Origin of the sequence: Pseudomonas sp. AM14(2022) (assembly GCF_036346455.1) — a bacterium.
Classification (GTDB): domain Bacteria; phylum Pseudomonadota; class Gammaproteobacteria; order Pseudomonadales; family Pseudomonadaceae; genus Aquipseudomonas; species Aquipseudomonas putida_A.
The window spans coordinates 52,110-70,504 of the sequence record NZ_JAOTNY010000019.1; the positions used below are offsets into that span (position 1 = coordinate 52,110).

Annotated in this window: 14 protein-coding genes (1 of these 14 only partly in view); 9 read left to right on the top strand and 5 right to left on the bottom strand. The window is 61.9% G+C overall.

The window, feature by feature from the left end; translation table 11 throughout:
- Positions 1 to 4,825, bottom strand: partial view of a non-ribosomal peptide synthetase gene (locus V3W27_RS25605; protein ID WP_330207839.1) — the start only. Its footprint begins 7,496 nt before the window's first position; 4,825 of the gene's 12,321 nt are visible here — the first part of the coding sequence; it begins with the start codon at positions 4,823 to 4,825; its stop codon lies off the left edge, out of view.
- Positions 4,826 to 5,069: 244 nt separating this feature from the next.
- The gene (locus V3W27_RS25610) at positions 5,070 to 5,804 is read right to left on the bottom strand and encodes a thioesterase II family protein (RefSeq protein WP_330207840.1); all 735 of its coding nucleotides are present in this window, start codon (positions 5,802 to 5,804) and stop codon (positions 5,070 to 5,072) included.
- A gap of 132 nt (positions 5,805 to 5,936) precedes the next feature.
- Between V3W27_RS25610 and V3W27_RS25615 the strand changes: the two genes are divergently transcribed.
- Positions 5,937 to 7,070 (top strand): cupin-like domain-containing protein, encoded by a 1,134-nt coding sequence (locus V3W27_RS25615; RefSeq protein WP_108182192.1) that lies wholly within the window; start codon positions 5,937 to 5,939, stop codon positions 7,068 to 7,070.
- A 179-nt stretch (positions 7,071 to 7,249) separates the two neighbouring features.
- Here V3W27_RS25615 and V3W27_RS25620 read toward each other — a convergent pair whose 3' ends face one another.
- Positions 7,250 to 8,422, bottom strand: a complete 1,173-nt coding sequence (locus V3W27_RS25620) for an MFS transporter (RefSeq protein WP_097087672.1) — start codon at positions 8,420 to 8,422, stop codon at positions 7,250 to 7,252.
- Between the two features lie 252 nt (positions 8,423 to 8,674).
- On the opposite strand from V3W27_RS25620, the gene V3W27_RS25625 reads away from it, so the two are divergent.
- The 4 genes from V3W27_RS25625 to V3W27_RS25640 all read left to right on the top strand — a co-directional run bounded on the left by V3W27_RS25625 (position 8,675) and on the right by V3W27_RS25640 (position 13,054).
- Positions 8,675 to 9,475 (top strand): glucose 1-dehydrogenase, encoded by an 801-nt coding sequence (locus tag V3W27_RS25625; protein ID WP_330207841.1) that lies wholly within the window; start codon positions 8,675 to 8,677, stop codon positions 9,473 to 9,475.
- Positions 9,468 to 11,294 carry a glycoside hydrolase family 15 protein gene (locus V3W27_RS25630; protein WP_330207842.1) on the top strand — a complete coding sequence of 609 codons (1,827 nt, stop codon included), beginning with the start codon at positions 9,468 to 9,470 and terminating at the stop codon, positions 11,292 to 11,294. Before V3W27_RS25625 ends, V3W27_RS25630 begins: the two co-directional genes overlap by 8 nt.
- Positions 11,295 to 11,685: 391 nt before the next feature.
- The gene (locus tag V3W27_RS25635) at positions 11,686 to 12,075 is read left to right on the top strand and encodes a hypothetical protein (protein WP_027614207.1); all 390 of its coding nucleotides are present in this window, start codon (positions 11,686 to 11,688) and stop codon (positions 12,073 to 12,075) included.
- A gap of 85 nt (positions 12,076 to 12,160) precedes the next feature.
- Positions 12,161 to 13,054 carry an alpha/beta fold hydrolase gene (locus tag V3W27_RS25640; protein ID WP_330207843.1) on the top strand — a complete coding sequence of 298 codons (894 nt, stop codon included), beginning with the start codon at positions 12,161 to 12,163 and terminating at the stop codon, positions 13,052 to 13,054.
- Here the strand turns inward: V3W27_RS25640 and V3W27_RS25645 are convergent.
- Complete coding sequence (locus V3W27_RS25645) at positions 13,023 to 14,006, bottom strand: GlxA family transcriptional regulator (RefSeq protein ID WP_330207844.1); 984 nt, start codon at positions 14,004 to 14,006, stop codon at positions 13,023 to 13,025. The two genes, V3W27_RS25640 and V3W27_RS25645, sit on opposite strands and share 32 nt — an antisense overlap.
- 89 nt (positions 14,007 to 14,095) lie before the next feature.
- Between V3W27_RS25645 and inhA the strand changes: the two genes are divergently transcribed.
- The 4 genes from inhA to V3W27_RS25665 all read left to right on the top strand — a co-directional run bounded on the left by inhA (position 14,096) and on the right by V3W27_RS25665 (position 18,122).
- Complete coding sequence (gene inhA / locus V3W27_RS25650) at positions 14,096 to 14,782, top strand: isonitrile hydratase (protein WP_330207845.1); 687 nt, start codon at positions 14,096 to 14,098, stop codon at positions 14,780 to 14,782.
- Between the two features lie 236 nt (positions 14,783 to 15,018).
- Complete coding sequence (locus tag V3W27_RS25655) at positions 15,019 to 15,810, top strand: CPBP family intramembrane glutamic endopeptidase (protein WP_330207846.1); 792 nt, start codon at positions 15,019 to 15,021, stop codon at positions 15,808 to 15,810.
- Between the two features lie 102 nt (positions 15,811 to 15,912).
- Positions 15,913 to 17,478 carry a methyl-accepting chemotaxis protein gene (locus V3W27_RS25660; RefSeq protein WP_003223402.1) on the top strand — a complete coding sequence of 522 codons (1,566 nt, stop codon included), beginning with the start codon at positions 15,913 to 15,915 and terminating at the stop codon, positions 17,476 to 17,478.
- Between the two features lie 176 nt (positions 17,479 to 17,654).
- Positions 17,655 to 18,122, top strand: coding sequence for a hypothetical protein (locus tag V3W27_RS25665; protein WP_330207847.1), 468 nt, complete (start codon positions 17,655 to 17,657; stop codon positions 18,120 to 18,122).
- On the opposite strand, the gene V3W27_RS25670 is transcribed toward V3W27_RS25665, so the two are convergent.
- Positions 18,119 to 18,395 (bottom strand): hypothetical protein (locus tag V3W27_RS25670; protein WP_330207848.1); only part of this gene is annotated, 277 nt, incomplete at its 5' end. The two genes, V3W27_RS25665 and V3W27_RS25670, sit on opposite strands and share 4 nt — an antisense overlap.

Below are 18,395 nucleotides of genomic sequence, written 5' to 3' on the forward strand. Positions count from 1 at the left end.
CCTGCGCATCGACGGTGGCCTGCCATGCAGCGCGGAACCGCTCAGGGTCAAGACCTTGCACATCCACGCGCAACTGATTGATGTATTCCCCCGCTGCTTGCTCGTAAAGGGTGTGGAACAGCAAACCCTGCTGCATCGGCGACAGCGGATAGACATCATCGAGCTGACCGGCCGGTACCGGCAGCGCATCCAGTTGCGCCTGGGTCACCCGAGCCAGCGGGAAGTCCGACGGCGTAGCTTGCGCAATGGGTAGCGTGCAGCAGTGTTCGATCAGCGCCTGCAATTCGCTGGCGTATTGATCGACCAGGTGCTGCACCGTGGCGCTGTCGAACATCTCGCGGCTGAAGCCCCAGCTCATCGACAATTCGCCGCCATACACCTGACCTTCCACGGTCAGCCAGTTGCCCAAAGGCGCCGACGAGTCCTGCGCCACGCCGCTGGTTTCAACAGCCGGCACGAACAGCGCCGCTTCGTCGAACTGGCGGTCGAACTGGCCGAGGTAGTTGAAGGTGATGCGCGGTTGCGGCAGCGCGGCCAGTTCGGCGCGCACCGACGGCGCGGCCAGATGCCGTAGCACGCCGTAACCCAGACCTTTGTCCGGCACCGCGCGCAGTTGCTCCTTGATCGCCTTGATCGAACCGTCGAGATCAGCGCTGGCGGTCAGGTTGACCGCGAACAGACTGGTGAACCAACCCACGGTGCGGGTCAGGTCGACGTCATCAAACAGGTCTTCGCGACCGTGGCCTTCCAGTTCGATCAGCGTGCCCGGCTGCTGGCTCCAGCGGCTGATGGTGCGCGCCAGTGCGGTGAGCAAGAGGTCGTTGACCTGCGTGCGATACGCGGCGGGCGCCTGTTGCAGCAACTGGCGGGTGCGCTCGGCGTCGAGGCGCCATTCGATTTTCTCGCCATGCAAATTTTTCAGGCTGCCATCCGGGCGGTCGCACGGCAGATCTTCGGCGCCCTGATGCTGGGCTTTCCAATAACTCAATTGCTCATCGAAACGCGACGCTTCCTGCGCCAGACGCGCCGTCCAGCTCTGGAACGCGCTGGTCTTCGCCGGCAACTGAATGCCGCCACCCGCCGCCAGTTGCTCGTAAGCCTGCTGCAGATCTTCCAGCAGCACCCGCCAGGAAACGCCATCGACCGCTAGGTGATGAATGATCAGTGCCAGTCGTTGCGAGCCGTCGGCCATCGTCACCAGCAACGCGCGCAGCAGCGGGCCGTTTTGCAGGTCGAGGCTGCGCTGAGCTTCGTTGCATAGCGCCTGCAACTGTTCGGCAGATTCGGCATCGCGTTGCCACAGCTCAGCGCCCGTCAGCAGCGGGCCGTGGCTTTGTTGCCAGCCTTCGCTGCCTTCGACAAAACGCAGGCGCAAGGCGTCGTGGTGATTGATCAGGTGGGTCAGCGCCGCATCGAGCCATTGTGCGTTCAATGCCTCACGCGGGGTCAGCAGCAACGATTGGTTCCAGTGCTCGCGCACCGGCATCGCCCGACTGAAGAAATCCTGCTGGATCGGCCCGAGCACAGCGTCGCCGGTCACCGGCCCCTGATCCACCGAAGACAGATGATCGTGGCTCGCGACCAGCGCCAGACTGCGCACGGTCTGGTACTGGAACAGGTCACGCGGGCTGATGCGGATCCCGGCCTGTCGCGCACGGCTGACCACTTGAATCGAGATGATCGAATCGCCGCCCAGTTCGAAGAAGTTGTCTTCGAGGCCGACGCGGTCGAGGCCGAGCACAGCTTCCCAGATCGCCGCGAGGGCTTTCTGCATGGCGTCCTGTGGCGCCACGAATGCCTGTTGCGGCGCGGCATCCGGTTGTGGCAAGGCCTTGCGGTCGAGCTTGCCGTTGGCGGTGACCGGCAATTTGTCGAGGGTGATCAGGTAGGTCGGCACCATGAACTCCGGCAAACTGCCGAGCAGCCACGCCTTGACCTCTTGCTGCCACTGCTCGTCTGCCTGCGGGTTTTCCAGCACCAGATAAGCCACCAGATGCTTGCCGCCCTGCACCAGCACCACCGCCTCACGCACCAGCGAGTGCTGCATCAGGCGGGTCTCGATTTCGCCCAACTCAATGCGCAAACCGCGCAACTTAACCTGATGGTCGAGACGCCCGAGGTATTCGATCACGCCGTCGGCACGCTGCCGCACACGGTCGCCGGTGCGGTACAGGCGCGCGCCGTCATGGAACGGGCACGGCACAAAACGTTCGGCCGTCAGCGCCGGGCGCTGGTGATAACTGCGCGCCAGCCCGGCGCCGCCCAGATACAGCTCACCGGCGACACCGCTCGGCACCGGCAGCAATTCGGCATCGAGGACATGGGTGCGCAGGTTGGCGATCGGCCGGCCGATCGGCACGCTGTCCGCGCCTTCATCGACACAGGTCCAGTGGGTGACGTCGATGGCCGCTTCGGTCGGGCCGTACAAGTTGTAGAGGCTGGCGTTCGGCAGTTTGGCGAAGACTTGCAGTTGCGCATCCAGCGGCAACGCTTCACCGCTGCAGACAATCCGCTTGAGTCCGCTGCAGCTTTCCACGCCGGCCTCGTGAATGAACGCCTGCAACATCGACGGCACAAAGTGCAGCGTGCTGATGCCGTGGCGGTTGATGCTATCGATCAGTTGCAGCGGATCACGGTGCGCGCCCGGCGCGGCCACCACCAGCCGTGCGCCAGTCAGCAGCGGCCAGAAGAACTCCCACACCGACACGTCGAAACTGAACGGGGTTTTCTGCAGCACCGAATCACTGGCGTCCAGCGCATAGGCTTCCTGCATCCAGCACAAACGGTTGACCAGCGCCGCGTGGCTGTTGCCGGCGCCCTTCGGTTTACCGGTGGAACCCGAGGTGTAAATCACGTACGCCAGGTTCAGCGGATCGACGCTGACGTTGGGACGGCTGTCGCTGTAACGGTCGAGCAGCCCCGGCTGATCCAGGGTGATGACGTTTACGCCGTCAGTCGGCAGCGCTGCCAGCAACGCCTGTTGCGTCAGCAGCAAAGTGATGCCGCTGTCCTCGATCATGTAGGCCAGACGCTCCTGCGGGTACTCCGGATCCAGCGGCACGTAGGCGCCGCCGGCCCTGAGAATCGCCAGCAGCGCGACGACCATTTCCACCGAACGCAGGGCACAGACGCCGACCAGGCTGTCCGCCTGCACACCCTGTTCGCGCAACAGATGCGCCAGACGATTGGCCCGGCCATCCAGTTCGGCATAACTCAGGGTCTGTTCGCCGAATACCAGTGCCGGTGCCTGCGGCGTGCGCGCGACCTGTGCTTCGATCAACTGGTGAATCGGCGTGTCGCTCGGGTATCGCGCGTGGACGTTGTTCCAGTCGTGCACCAACGTGCGCTGCTCGTCAGCCTCCAGCAGCGGCAACTCACCGATGCGCTGCGACGGATCAGCGACCATCGCCGTCAGCAGGCGCAGCCAGTGCCGCGCCATGCGTTCGATGGTCGGTGCATCGAACAGGTCGCTGGCGTAGGTCAGCGCGGCGTGCAGCTTGCCGCCCTTCTCCCAGGTGTCCAGCGTCAGGTCGAACTGAGTGGTGCGGCTCTGCCAGTCGAGGCTGTCGAGTTGCAGGCCGGATGCGGTGCTGATGGTGGCGATATCGGCCACGTGCGGCTGATGGTTATACATCACCTGGAACAGCGGCGTGTGGCTGAGGCTGCGTTCCAGCTTCAGCGCTTCGACCAGTTGCTCGAACGGCAGATCCTGATGCGCCTGGGCACCCAGCGCGGTTTCCTTGACCGCCCGCAACAGTTCGTCGACCCGGGTCTGACCGTGCAGTTGCGTGCGCAGCACCTGGGTATTGACGAAGAAGCCGATCAGGCCTTCGATCTCGCCGCGATTGCGGTTGGCGATCGGCACACCGACGCGCAGGTCGGTCTGCCCGGTGTATCGGTGCAGCAGCGCATTGAAGGCGCCGAGCAGGAACATGAATAAAGTGACTTGATGCTGTTGCGCAGTGCTGCGCAGTTGCTCGGCGAGTTGGCCGTCGACCGCAAACTCGTAACGAGTGCCGCGATAGCTCGGCATCGCCGGGCGCGAATGATCCAGTGGCAACTCCAGCACCGGGTGTTCGTCGCCCAGTTGTGCCTGCCAATATTCGAGTTGGCGTGCTTGCTCACCGGCCTCCAGCCAGCGGCGTTGCCACAGCGCATAGTCGCTGTACTGAATCGGCAATGGCGGCAATTGCGGCGTCTGACCGGCGTCGAACGCGTCGTAGCAACGGATGAATTCGTCGATCAACACGTTCATCGACCAGCCATCGGAGACGATGTGGTGCAGGGTCAGCAGCAGCACGTGTTCCTGCTCGGCAAGCTTGAGCAAGGTCACCCGCAGCAAGGGGCCGACCGCCAGATCAAATGGCAACACCGACTGCTGTTCGGCGGCACGGATCACCGCCTGCTCGCGCTCGCTGGCCGGCAGTGCGCTGAAGTCTTCCCGGTTAATCAGCAGCGGCGCGGTGGCTGGCACTTGCAGCAGGCTGTCATCGGCCTGGCGCTGGAACACCGTGCGCAGGGTTTCGTGGCGCTCCACCAGACTGGCGAAAGCTTGCTCCAGCGCCGACTGGTTCAGTCGACCATTGAGTCGCACCGCACCGGGCAGGTTGTAGGCGCCGCTCTGCGGATCGAGTTGCCACAGGAACCACATGCGTCGCTGCGCGTAAGACAGCGCCTGACGATCCTCGGCTGCGATGCCGGCCGGTATCGGGAACCGCGCGAAATCCACGCCCTCCTTGTGCAGGGCCGCGAGGAACATCTGGCGCTTTTCCAGGGGCAACCCGATAAACCGGCGAGCAAGTTTCAAGGAGTCTTCAGCATTCATTTCTCAGCATCCGGATCAGTAGGCAGGAAGCACAAAGGCACGTCGTCCCTATAAAACGAATGCAGACCGGAAAAATTAGCGAATGAGAACAATTGTCAGGCGGGAGGTAGGGCGGCTTTTTTCATGCACACAAATCAAATGTGGGAGCGGGCTTGCTCGCGAAAGCGGTGTGTCAGTCAACGATGCAATAACTGAAATACCGCTTTCGCGAGCAAGCCCGCTCCCACATTGGGTGATGCGCTGTTCAGGCGATTGCGGCCATGACATGCCGACGATGATGCCCTTCCAGCTGATCCTTGATCACCTTGAGCACTTTGGCCTCATGCTCATGAATGAAGAAGTGCCCGCCGGCGAGCATGTCCACCGAAAAGCTGCCACGGGTTTCCTTGCTCCAGCCGATCAGTTGTTCGGTGGTCGCGCGATCCGCCTTGCCGCCCAGCACGTGCACCGGGCAGTTGAGCAACGGCCGCGACAACGGCTCGAATTTGCCGCAGAGCAGAAAGTCGGCGCGCAGGATCGGCAGGGTCAGGCTCATCAGCTCGGCATTGGCCAGCACTTCTTCGCTCGTGCCGTTGAGTGTGCGCAATTGATCGATCAGCTCGGCGTTGGTTTTCGGCTCGGCAAAACCGCGATCGTAATCGGCGCGCATCGTCGGCGCCGCCGTGCCCGAGGCAAACAGCGCCACCGGTTCCGGACAGCCCAATGCGCGCAGCGCGTGAGCGATTTCGCAGGCCAGCAGCGCGCCCAGGCTATGGCCGAACAACGCATACGGCGCTTTGAGATTCGGCCGCAATTCCTTGGCCAGTTGCATCGCCAGCGCACGCATATCCGTGTGCAGCGGCTCGTCAAAACGTGCGCCGCGCCCCGGCAGTTCCACCGGCTGCAGTTGCAGCCATTGCGGCAGTTTTGGCCGCCAGCGGCTGTAGACCATGGCGCTGGCGCCGGAATACGGCAGGCACAGCAGGGTCAGCTTGTTCACCCGGCTTTCCTCGAAAAATTTGTCTGTAGAGAGAAACGGATTACGCCCCCGGCAAATTAGTCGCGCGCCGGTAAATTGCGCCAACAGGCGCTCGTTAACTGTTCAGGCCAAAACCAATAACGAGGATTCACCGTGGACCTGCAGAGCATCCTGGGCAAGTTGTTCGCCAACGCCGGTGCCGTCGGCATCGAAGGCGTTTTCCAATTCGTGTTTGGCCCGCAGCAGGCCTACTGGTCGGAGGTCAAGGCCAGCAGCCGCACCGCGCCCGGACGCCATCCCAGCCCCGACGTGACCATTGAAGTCGCCGAGAGTGATTTTCTCGGGATCATGGGCGGCCGAGTCAATGTCGAAGAACTGTTCGCCAGCGGACGCCTGAAAATCGGCGGTAACATGGGCCTGGCGACGCTGCTGCCGCAGATCATCGAGCATGCGATGCACGGTGGCGCCGTGGCGCAAAAGGTCGACATGAACAAGCGCTACCCGACCCCGCCACGCTTCAGTGAACAACTCACCGCCGGGCTGCCGGTGCAGACCCGCATCGAGCGCCATGCGCGCGATGAATTGTCGGTCAGCGAATTCAAAAGCAGATACTTGCCCAACGGCATCCCGGTGGTGATCAGCAATGCCTTGCAGGACTGGCCGCTGTTCAAGCTCAGTCGCGAGGAATCACTGGTGCATTTCGCCGAACTGCAGGGCATCACCCGCCACGGCGATTACGTGAAGAAAACCTTTTCCACCGAACGTGATTTCCGCTCGACGTCGATGGCCGAGTTCATTGCCTCGCTGGACCAACCGGCAGTCAAACGGGCTGACGGCGAACCGCCAGCCTACATGGGCAACAACATCCTGCCGGCGCAATTGCTGCAGCAGATCAAGTACCCGCCCTACTTCGATGCCTCGCTGTTCATCCCGCCACGCATCTGGATCGGCCCCAAAGGCACGCTGACGCCGCTGCACCGCGACGACACCGACAACCTGTTCGCGCAGGTCTGGGGCCAGAAGCAGTTCACCCTCGCCGCCCCGCATCACCGCGAAGCACTGGGCACCTGGTCGACAGCGCCAAAGGGTGGCCTGGACGGCTGCGACTTCAACCCCGATGCGCCGGACTATGAGCGTTTTCCTGCGGCACGCGATGTGACATTCCTGCGCGTGACGCTGGAGGCCGGGGATCTGCTGTTTTTACCGGAGGGCTGGTTCCATCAGGTGGAATCGGTGTCGACGTCGCTGTCAGTGAATTTCTGGGTGAATTCGGGACGGGGTTGGTAACCCATCCGCTGTCTGTGTGGATAACTCTGTGGCGAGGGGATTTATCCCCGATCGACTGCGCAGCAGTCGCAAACTCACCCGGCACGCTTCTTCTGAAGGAAAGGGCTGGCTGGATTTGGGGCTGCTTCGCGGCCCATCGGGGATAAATCCCCTCACCACAACAGCTCATCAATGCCGGGTTATTTCAGGTGCCGATAACTCTGAAACGCCGACGCCAACACCACCGCCCCCGCCATAATCGCCAGCCAGAATCCGCTGCGTGCACCGAAAGCATCCACCAGAGCGCCCGAGCCGGCGGCGCCGATCGCCACGCCGATACTCAGCCCCGTCACCAGCCAGGTCAGGCCTTCAGTCAGTTTGGCCGGCGGCACGATGCGCTCGATCAACGCCATCGCCACAATCAGCGTCGGCGAGAAGAACAATCCCGCGACAAACACCGCCAGCGACAAACCGAAAATATTGCTCGCCAGCAACAGCGGCAGCGTGGTCACCGCCGTCGCCACCCCACCGTAGAGAAACAGACGCGGCAACGGCAGTTTCGAACGCATCGCGCCAAACGCGATACCGGCCAGACACGAGCCGATGGCGTACACCGACAACACGATGCTCGCCGCCGCCGGTTGACCCTGCTGCTGGGCGAAGGCGACGCTGACCACATCGACCACACCGACGATGACGCCCATGGCAAGCATCAACGCCAGCAGCCATTGCACGTCGGTCGAGCGAATGATCGAACCCTGATGCTGTGATTCCTGCGGATGCACCGCCGGCTCGGTGCTGCGCTGGGCGACAAACGCCGTCACCCCGATCGCCAGCGCCAACAGCGCGGCCAACGGCCCGGCCTCGGGAAACGCCACCACGCACAATCCCACTGACAGTGGCGGGCCAACGATGAAACAGACCTCATCGAGTACCGATTCCAGCGCATAGGCAGTCTGCAATTGCGGCTGGCCGCGATAGATCTCAGTCCAGCGCGCACGCACCATCGCCGACATGCTCGGCATGCACCCGGCCAGCGCGGCGAAGATGAACAGCGTCCAGGTCGGCGCCTGCAAACGCGTGCACAGCAGCAACATCAACAGTGCCCCGCCACCGATCAATGCCGACAGCGGCAGCACTTTGCCCTGGCCGAAACGATCCACCAGACGCGAGACCTGCGGCGCACAAAACGCCGTGGCCAGGGCAAACGTCGCCGCCACCGCACCGGCCAGCGCGTACCCGCCCTTGAGCTGCGAGAGCATGGTGATCACGCCGATGCCGGTCATGGAAATCGGCATGCGCGCGATCATCCCGGCCAGAACAAAGGCACGGGCGCCGGGGGCGGTGAATAATTCGCGGTAAGGGTTTGCCATGGATTGCAGCCTCATCAGGGGCGGCCAAGTTGCCACAAAGGCTGATGAGCGTGGAAGCGGGGAATTGTTGGTGGAATGTGAAGGCCCCTTCGCGAGCAAGCCCGCTCCCACGGGGGCAGCGCATTCTAACCGTGGGAGCGAGCCTGCTCGCGAAGAGGCCGGCATATTCACCACAACACCGCACCGTCGAATGAACTCTCATGGCTTGCGACCAGTCAGCTAAATAGGCCCTCACTCAAGGCACGACTTCGCATGCAAATATCCCTCGCCCGCCAAGTGGCACTGGTCACCGGCGCCAGCTCCGGCATCGGCCACGCTGCCGCCAAAGCGCTGGCTGCTGCCGGCGCAGCCGTCGTGATCAATTACAACCGTCAGGCCGAACCTGCCGAGGCGCTGGCGCAGCAAATCATCGCCGACGGCGGTCAGGCACTGGCCGTCGGCGCCGATATTTCAAAGGAAGACCACGTCGAACGGCTATTTGCCGAGACCCTCGATGCCTTTGGTGCGCTGGACATTCTGGTGGCCAACTCCGGCCTGCAAAAGGATGCCGCTGCGGTCGACATGACCCTCGAAGACTGGAATACGGTGATCGGCGTCAACCTTACCGGCCAGTTCCTCTGCGCCCGCGCCGCGCTGCGGATTTTCAACCGCCAAGGGGTACGTGAAGGCGTGTCCCGTGCCGCCGGCAAGATCATTCACATGAGTTCGGTGCATCAACGCATTCCGTGGGCCGGGCACGTCAACTATGCGGCGTCCAAGGGCGGCGTCGATCAGTTGATGCAGACCCTCGCCCAGGAAGTCAGCCATCAGCGCATCCGCATCAACGGCATCGCGCCGGGGGCGATTCGCACGGCAATCAATCAGCAAGCCACCGAAGGCGCTGCCGGTGAAAAACTGTTGGAGCTGATCCCTTACGGGCGCATCGGCGACGTCGAGGACATCGCCAACGCGGTGGTGTTTCTCGCTTCCGACGCCGCCGACTACATCGTCGGCACCACCCTGTTCATCGACGGCGGCATGAGTCTTTATCCGGAGTTTCGTGGCAATGGCTGAGCATCATCCTGAACGACAAAGCCCGATCGACGCCCACGGCATCATCGGCGATCTGCGCAGTGCCGCACTGGTCAACGACAAGGGCAGCGTGGATTTTTTCTGCTGGCCGGAATTCGACAGCCCGTCGATCTTCTGTTCGCTGCTCGACACGCCCGAGGCAGGAATTTTCCAGCTTGCCCCGGACTTGCCCGATGCCCGGCGCGAGCAAATCTACCTGCCGGACACGAACGTGCTGCAGACCCGCTGGCTCAGCGAGTATGCGGTGGTGGAAATCACCGACCTACTGCCGATCGGCGACAGTGTCGATGACCTGCCGCTGCTGATGCGCCGGGTGCGGGTGGTCAGCGGGGAAGCGACGTTTCACATGCGTTGCGCGGTGCGCCATGACTATGCCCGCGCCAACACCCGGGCGCAGATGGATCAACAATCGGTGATTTTCAGCGCCGAGGGTCAGCCATCGTTGCGGCTGGTGGCGGATCAGGCGTTGCACATCGATGGCGAGTCGGCCGTTGCCTCCTTCAGTTTGAAACAGGATCAGCACGCCGAATTCGTCCTCGGTGGCGCCGACGATCCGCGCTTCAAGGATGACGGCGCGAAAATGTGCCTGGAGCGCACGCTGAAGTTCTGGCGCGACTGGATCGGCCAGTCCAACTACCGCGGGCGCTGGCGCGAGATGGTCAATCGTTCGGCCCTCGCGTTGAAGCTGCTGACCTCGCGCAAGCACGGCGCGATCCTCGCCGCCGCCACCTTCGGCCTGCCGGAAACCCCCGGCGGCGAGCGCAACTGGGACTATCGCTACACCTGGATCCGCGACGCTTCGTTCACGGTCTACGCGTTCATGCGCCTGGGTTTTGTCGACGAGGCCAACGCCTACATGGGTTGGCTGCGTGGGCGGGTCAGCGATTGTCAGGGTAATTCGACAAAACTCTACATCCTCTATGCGATCGACGGTCGTCAGGAACTGCCGGAAACCGAACTCTCTCACCTCTCCGGTCATGGTGGCGCGCAACCGGTGCGCATCGGCAATGGCGCGTACGATCAGATTCAGCTCGATATCTTTGGCGAACTGATGGACGCGGTGTACCTGGTCAATAAATACGGCGATGCGATTTCCCACCAGGGCTGGAAACACGTGCGCGAAGTGGTCGACCAAGTGTGTGAGACCTGGCAGACAGCCGATGTAGGCATTTGGGAAATGCGCGGTGAGCAGCATCACTTCCTGCACTCGCGACTGATGTGCTGGGTGGCCCTGGACCGGGCGATTCGCCTGGCGTCGAAACGCTCACTGCCAGCACCGTTCGCCCAGTGGGATCAGACCCGGCAGGCGATCTACGCCGACATCTGGGACAACTTCTGGGACGAAGAGCGCGGGCATTTCGTCCAGTACAAGGGCGGCACCGCGCTCGACGGCTCGATGCTGCTGATGCCGCTGGTGCGTTTCGTCAGCGCCAAGGACCCACGCTGGTTGTCGACTCTGGAAGCGATCGAAAAGTCTCTGGTGCGCGACGGCATGGTCTACCGCTACCGTAACGATGACGCCAACATCGACGGTTTGGCCGGTACCGAAGGCGCCTTCGCCGCTTGCTCGTTCTGGTACGTCGAATGCCTGGCCCGGGCCGGTCAGGTGGAAAAGGCGCATCTGGAATTCGAGCAATTGCTGCGTTATGCGAACCCGCTGGGGCTGTACGCCGAAGAGTTTGATAGCCATGGCCGGCATCTGGGCAACACCCCGCAGGCGCTGACGCATCTGGCGCTGATCAGTGCGGCGAGTTTTCTTGATCGGCGTTTGAGTGGGGAGAAGGGTGAGTGGCAGCCGTAATATTCGCCGCACTCTGTCGGAAATATCCCTTCAACTCGGGTTTTGCAGGACGAATTCCTACACAAAAATAAACGTTGGTGAGTTTCTGTGGCGAGGGAGCTTGCTCCCGCCGGGTCGCGAAGCGACCCCAATCCCTGCGCCATCATTTCTTCAGAAGAACCGCATTGTCTGGCTTTGCGCCTGCTTCGCAGCCGAGCGGGAGCAAGCTCCCTCGCCACACGCCAGGTCATTCAGCCCCTACTCCGTCTAAACAAACCCCGACCACTCCCTCCCCTGCAACCTGCACTTACACCCTGAAATACCCTGTTGCCAGCTGTTACATCCCCCCCTACCATCCACCGCAACGGGCACAGCGGAGCTGTCCAATAAAACCCGAATTCAAGGAACCAGAATGACCCAGCACGTCCACCGCCCCATCGCCACGCCCCTGCGCACCGGCCTGACCCGCACCCAACTCTGGGAAGCCGCCGACAAAGGCCTGATCAAGTGCTGGGAAATCGGCCGTCAGCGCGCCACCCGCTTCCCCGACCTTGCCCAACAATGCCTCGCCGGCGAACTGCCGGTACTCGGCTGGAAAGGTGGCGTCAGCCGCAGCCTGAAGAAAAACGAGAAATACGGCTCGCTGAAATACCTCGCCCAGTGGCAGGGCTTGCGGGGCGAGGATCTGGATATTGATCTGGGTGAAGAGCGCTCGCTGACCTGCTCGCGGACGAAGATGCGGGTGACGTTTACCCCGGATCGGACGAAGTATTTCAATCAGGTGGCGGAAGCTGAGGCTTAGCGGTATTGACGCCGAAAAGTGGCGCTCCCTCGCCACAAAGGAATGGTCTAGTGTTGCCTGACGCCCAATTGCTGTGGAGTCTGCCGTGTCTGACATTCAATGCGTATTGACACCGAACTTGGCCGTAGCCTTTGAACAGCACGGCCCGTCCAGCGGCGACGCGGTCATATTGCTGCATGGCTTCCCCTACTCGCCTCGGGCGTACGACGAAATCGCCCCGGTCCTCGCCGCCCACGGTTATCGGGTGATCGTCCCGTACCTGCGCGGTTACGGGCCGACTCGCTTCAACCACCCCGAAACACTGCGCTCCGGCCAGCAAGCAGCCCTCGCCCAGGACTTGCTGGAGTTGATGGATGCATTGGGTATCGAACACGCCACGCTTTGCGGTTACGACTGGGGCGGTCGGGCAGCGTGCATCGTTGCGGCGTTGTTTCCCGAGCGGGTGCGCGGGCTGGTGACGGGGGATGGCTATAACGTGCAGGACATCGCCAATTCGACCCGGCCACTGGATCCCGAGACCGAGCATCGTTATTGGTACCAGTACTATTTCCACACGCCACGCGGCGTCGCGGGCCTGACGCAAAATCGGCGGGCGTTCTGTGAGCTGCTGTGGAAATTGTGGTCACCGACCTGGGCACGCAACGCCGAACGTTATCCGCTGAGCGCTGCGGCCTTCGACAACCCGGACTTCGTTGACGTGGTGATCCATTCCTACCGTCATCGCTTCATGTACGCCGCAGGCGATCCGGCGCTGCAATGGATGGAAGACGCGTTGATCAAACAACCGCCGATCAGCGCGCCGACTATTTCCCTGTGCGGTGCCGACGATGGGGTCGGTCCTGCGCCGGAAGAAGATGAAGATGTACACCACTTCACCGGTCTGTACGAAAGGCGCGTGCTGCCCGGTATCGGCCACAACATTCCCGAAGAAGCACCGCAGCAAACCCTCAAGGCATTACTGGATCTGCTCCAGCGCTGACCGAAAACCGCTCCCGATACGCCTGCGGCGTCACCCCGATCGCCCGCAGAAAACTGCGGCGCAGGGTCTCTTCACTGCCAAACCCGCAGTTGGCCGCAATCCGTTTCACCGGCAGCCCGGTGTCACTCAGCAAGCGGCGGGCGGTTTCGACGCGGATCAGTTCGATGGCGCGGGCCGGGGTCTGGCCGGTGTCGGCGCGGTAGTGGCGGACGAAACTGCGTTCGCTCATGCCGGCCTGTTCGGCCAGGGTTGGGACGCCGAGGTCGCAGGTGAGGTTTTCGGCGATCCAGGCGTGCAGTTCATCAAAGCGATTGCCCTGATTCTGCAGGGCCAGGGTCACGCTGAATTGCGACTGCCCGCCCGGTCGTTTGAGGAACACCACCAGATGCCGGGCAACGTCGAGAGCAATATCACTGCCCAGATCTTCCTCGACCATCGCCAGCGCCAGATCGATGCCGGCGGTAACGCCGGCCGAGGTCCAGACCGGGCCGTCGTTGATGAAGATCGGATTGGCTTCGACCTGCAGCTTCGGGTGCTGCTGCGCCAGTTGTTCGCAGCGGGTCCAGTGGGTGACCACGCGACGTCCGTCGAGCCAGCCACTGGCCGCCAAGAGGAAAGCGCCGGTGCAGACCGAGGCGACGCGTCGACATTTCGCTGCGTGCTCGCGTACCCAATCCACCAGCGCCAAATCCTCAGCCGCCGGATAAATGCCCCAGCCACCGGCGATGATCAAGGTATCGCTGGCCTGCTGCGGCAATGGTTCGGCCAGCACCGCCAACCCCGCCGAGGACATCACCGCGCCGCCCTCACTGGCAATCACCGACGGCGCATACGGCACCGGCAAGCCGCGTTGGCGGGCGATGTCGTTGGCCGAGGCGAATACTTGCAGAGGGCCGGTGACGTCGAGGATCTGCATGTTGGCGAACGCGAGTACGTGAATGGCTTTGGGCATTTGGCGTAATTCGTGGGGTTATTGGCGTATACGCCAGAACCTACGCGCCTACAGTGAAGCCGTCCACCCCTCAAATGGAGAAAAACCCCATGACGTTGCAGATCGGTTTTTTGTTGTTTCCGCAGGTGCAGCAACTCGACCTGACCGGTCCCTATGACGTACTGGCCTCGCTGCCGGACGTGCAGGTGCATCTGATCTGGAAAGATCTGGTGCCAGTCACCGCCAGCACCGGCCTGCTGTTGAAACCGACCACCACCTTCGAGGACTGCCCGAATCTGGATGTGATCTGCATTCCCGGCGGCGCCGGGGTCGGGCCGCTGATGGAAGATGAGCAGACGCTGGGGTTCATCAAACGCCAGGCGGCGCAGGCCAAATATGTGACGTCGGTGTGCACCGGTTCGCTGGTGCTGGGCGCGGCAGGTCTGCTTAGAGGCAAACGCGCGACCACCCACTGGGCCTATCACGAACTGCTGCCGAAACTCGGCGCGATTGCGGTGCAGGACCGAGTGGTGCGTGACGGCAATCTGTTTACCGGTGGCGGGATTACCGCAGGCATCGACTTTGCCCTGGTGCTGGCCGCCGAACTGGTGGGAGCCGAGGCGGCGCAGTTGATTCAACTGCAGCTGGAATATGCGCCGGCGCCGCCGTTTGAGTCGGGCAGCCCGCAGACGGCGCCGAGTGCTGTCGTCGACGAGGCCCGGCACCGTGCAGCGCCGTCGTTGAAACTGCGCACGGAAATCACCGAGCGCGCGGCGGCGAAGCTCAATCTGCGCTGATTCCTCAGCCACACACAGATCTACTGTGGGAGCGGGCTTGCTCGCGAATGCGGTGTATCCGTCGAGATTTTTATCGCCTGACACACCGCATTCGCGAGCAAGCCCGCTCCCACAATGGGTTTTGTGGATAGCCTCAGGTTGGGAGCCTGTCCCCGCATCCCGCCACAGCTTTACTTGTCCCGACGCCCTCACCCGTGTAGAAAGCCCTTCCACAAAATTCTGCACAAGGACTTTCGATGAAGGCGTTGCCATGGCTCTATCTGGCACTTCTCAGCCTCGGTTATGGTTTGGCGTTGAGCTTTGGCCAACTCGGCTGGCTCGCGCTGATCTCCCTCGGACTGTTGCTGGTGGCCGGTTTCGCCGTGCGCCAGCAGCAGGTGCCGGTGGCGCGGTTGCTGGGGCACGCGCTGTTTATCTTCCTCGCCCTGTCGCTGGCGCTGCACTGGTTGCCGGGGTTCGACAATGGGCGAGCCATCGCCCCGCTGCGTTTCACCGACGACGCCGTGCCGTTCGCGATGTACCTGAATCTGGACAAACCCTTGCTCGGCTTCTGGCTGTTGCTCGCCTGCCCGTGGATTGTCGCGGCACGCTCGCTGCGTCCGACGGTGTACGCCAGCGTCCTCGCCCTGACCTTGAGCGCCGTCCTGGCGCTGGGCGGCGCACTGTTGTTCGGCATGATTGCCTGGGCGCCGAAGTGGCCCGATCAGGCGTGGCTGTGGCTGCTGAACAATCTGCTGTTGGTGACGCTGGTCGAGGAGGCGCTGTTTCGCGGCTATATACAGGGCGGTTTGAGCCGACTGTTCAAACACCAGCCCCACGGCGACAACCTCGCCCTGCTGCTGGCGTCGCTGATCTTTGCCCTGGCGCATGTGGGTGCCGGCTGGCACTGGGTGTTGCTGGCGGGTCTGGCGGGTGTCGGCTATGGTCTGGCCTACCGTTTCGGTGGCCTTGCGGCGGCGATCGCCACGCACTTCGGGCTGAACCTGCTGCATTTTGCGCTGTTCACCTATCCGATGCTGGTCGCTTGAAGCAAGAGCCGTTTTGCGACGCCGTACTTATATCTGAAAAAAAACTTCAATAATTTCCTGACAGCGCCGACAACCTTTCAAAGCCTTGCGGATTGAAAAACCATGCGTAATAACCAGCCCATTACACAACGCGAACGGACTTTCCCGGCTCAGCAGCGGTTGATTTCCACAACCGACGCCAAAGGCGTGATCACCTACTGCAACGACGCTTTCGTCGAAATCAGCGGGTTTTCGCGTGAAGAGCTGATCCGTGCGCCGCACAACCTGGTTCGTCACCCCGACGTCCCGGCTGCGGTATTTTCGCACATGTGGGGCACACTAAAACAAGGCTTGCCATGGATGGGCATTGTCAAGAATCGCTGCAAATCCGGTGACCATTACTGGGTTAACGCCTACGTGACACCGGTGTTCGACGGCAATCAGGTGGTCGGTTACGAGTCGGTGCGGATCAAACCCACCGCCGAACAGATCCGCCGTGCCGAAGCGCTCTACCAACGCATCAACCAAGGCAAGTCGGCAATCCCTTCCAGCGACAAATGGCTGCCGGTGCTGCAGGACTGGTTGCCGTTCATTCTGGTCAGCCAACTGAGCTTCGTGATCGGCGCGACTCTGAACTCGCACTGGGGCTTTGCCCTCGCTGCCGGCTTGTCGGTGCCGCTGGGCCTGATGGGCCTGCAATGGCAGCAACGTGGGCTCAAGCGCCTGCTGCGTCTGGCCGAGCAGACCACCTCCGACCCGCTGATCGCACAGATGTACACCGACAGCCGTGGCGCGCAGGCGCGTCTGGAAATGTCGATTCTCAGCCAGGAAGCGCGCCTGAAAACCTGCCTGACCCGTTTGCAGGACACCGCCGAGCACCTGACCGATCAGGCCAAACAGTCCGACGCCCTGGCGCACAACAGCTCCAGCGGTCTGGAACGCCAGCGCGTGGAAACCGAACAGGTCGCCACCGCCGTCAACCAGATGGCCGCCACCACGCAGGAAGTGGCCAGCCACGTACAGCGCACAGCCGACGCCACCCAGGAAGCCAACCGCCTGACCGGTCGCGGCCGCGACATCGCCGGGGAAACCCGCGAAGCCATCCAGCGCCTGTCGGTGGTGGTCGGTGAAACCGGCCTGACGGTCACCCAACTGGCCAAGGACAGTGACGAAATCGGCGGCGTGGTCGACGTGATCAAAGGCATCGCCGACCAGACCAACCTGCTCGCGCTCAACGCCGCCATCGAAGCGGCACGTGCCGGCGAGATGGGCCGTGGTTTTGCCGTGGTCGCCGACGAAGTCCGCCAACTGGCACAACGCACCAGCGAATCCACCGGCCAGATCCACGCCCTGATCGCCAAGCTGCAACAAACTGCATCCAGCGCCGTACAAACCATGGAAGCCGGGCATCGCCAGGCGGAAGAAGGTGTGGCGCGGGTACTGGAAGCGGATCAGGCACTGGTCGGCATCAGCGAAGCGGTGGCCAACATCACGGACATGACCACGCAGATTGCTGCCGCGACCGAAGAGCAAAGTGCGGTGGCTGAAGAAATCAGCCGCAACATCAGCAACATTTCGGAACTGGCGGACCAGACCTCGGAACAGGCGCATAACTCGGCGTTGCTGAGTGAAGAGCTGACCAAGACGGCGAATACTCAGTATTCGTTGGTGGAGCGGTTTAACCGCTAAAAGCAAGATCGCAGCTTCATCTGAAAACCCGGACAGCGAAAGCTTCCGGGTTTTTTATTGGTGCGCTACCTGTCAGATCTGACAGTAGACGCACACCTGTTCGAGCAGGTATCAAGAGAAACCGTAATTGCAGTCGGTTGTAACACCTCCTCTTACTCGAAAAGGCAGGTTTAACAATGACCACTCACGTTATGTTTCTCCCGAAAAAACCACTCGTCAGTGATGACAGGTTTCAATGGAGATTGGGCGGTAAACGGAACACAGCGAAATTCAGATCTTTCTATCAGGACGAGTTCTTGGGTCAGCGGTATTGGTCCATCAGTGGTGGAACAGGAAATTTCGACGATGAAAGCTATTTTTCGTTCTCCATGACGCTGCCCTACCAATCCGATGAGGCACTCACGGGCGTCTATAACCTCGAAGACGGGCTGACATTTGTCCACAGCCATTGGATCCCTGCGCCGCCGGGATTTATCGGAATGGCGTCGGTGGACGCCGACTCGGCGATCCTCAGCGTTCAATATGATGCTGAAACGGACATCGCTACGGGATCATTCGAGGCCGTATTCAAAAGTCATCGCTATCGCCTGAATCCCAAGGGGACTTTCACCATGACGAGACTGAGACCGTCGGATGCTGGCTAACTCTGACAGGGGTGCTCGCAGCAACTCCGGAAGAGTACCCCTTCAATGTAATTTGAAAGAATGACTTCTTGTAGGAGCTGCCGCAGGCTGCGATCTTTGATCGTGAAAAACTGGTTAGCGAAAGCCTCCGGGGTTTTATTGCCTGTTTGAAATGGATGGCGCGCGGAAGACAGCTTTCGCGAGCAGGCTCGCTCCCACAGTAGGGCCGGGTACTTCAGTAAGGAATTGGTCGGCTGCCAGGCCGCCATCGCTGGCAAGCCAGCTCCCACAGGA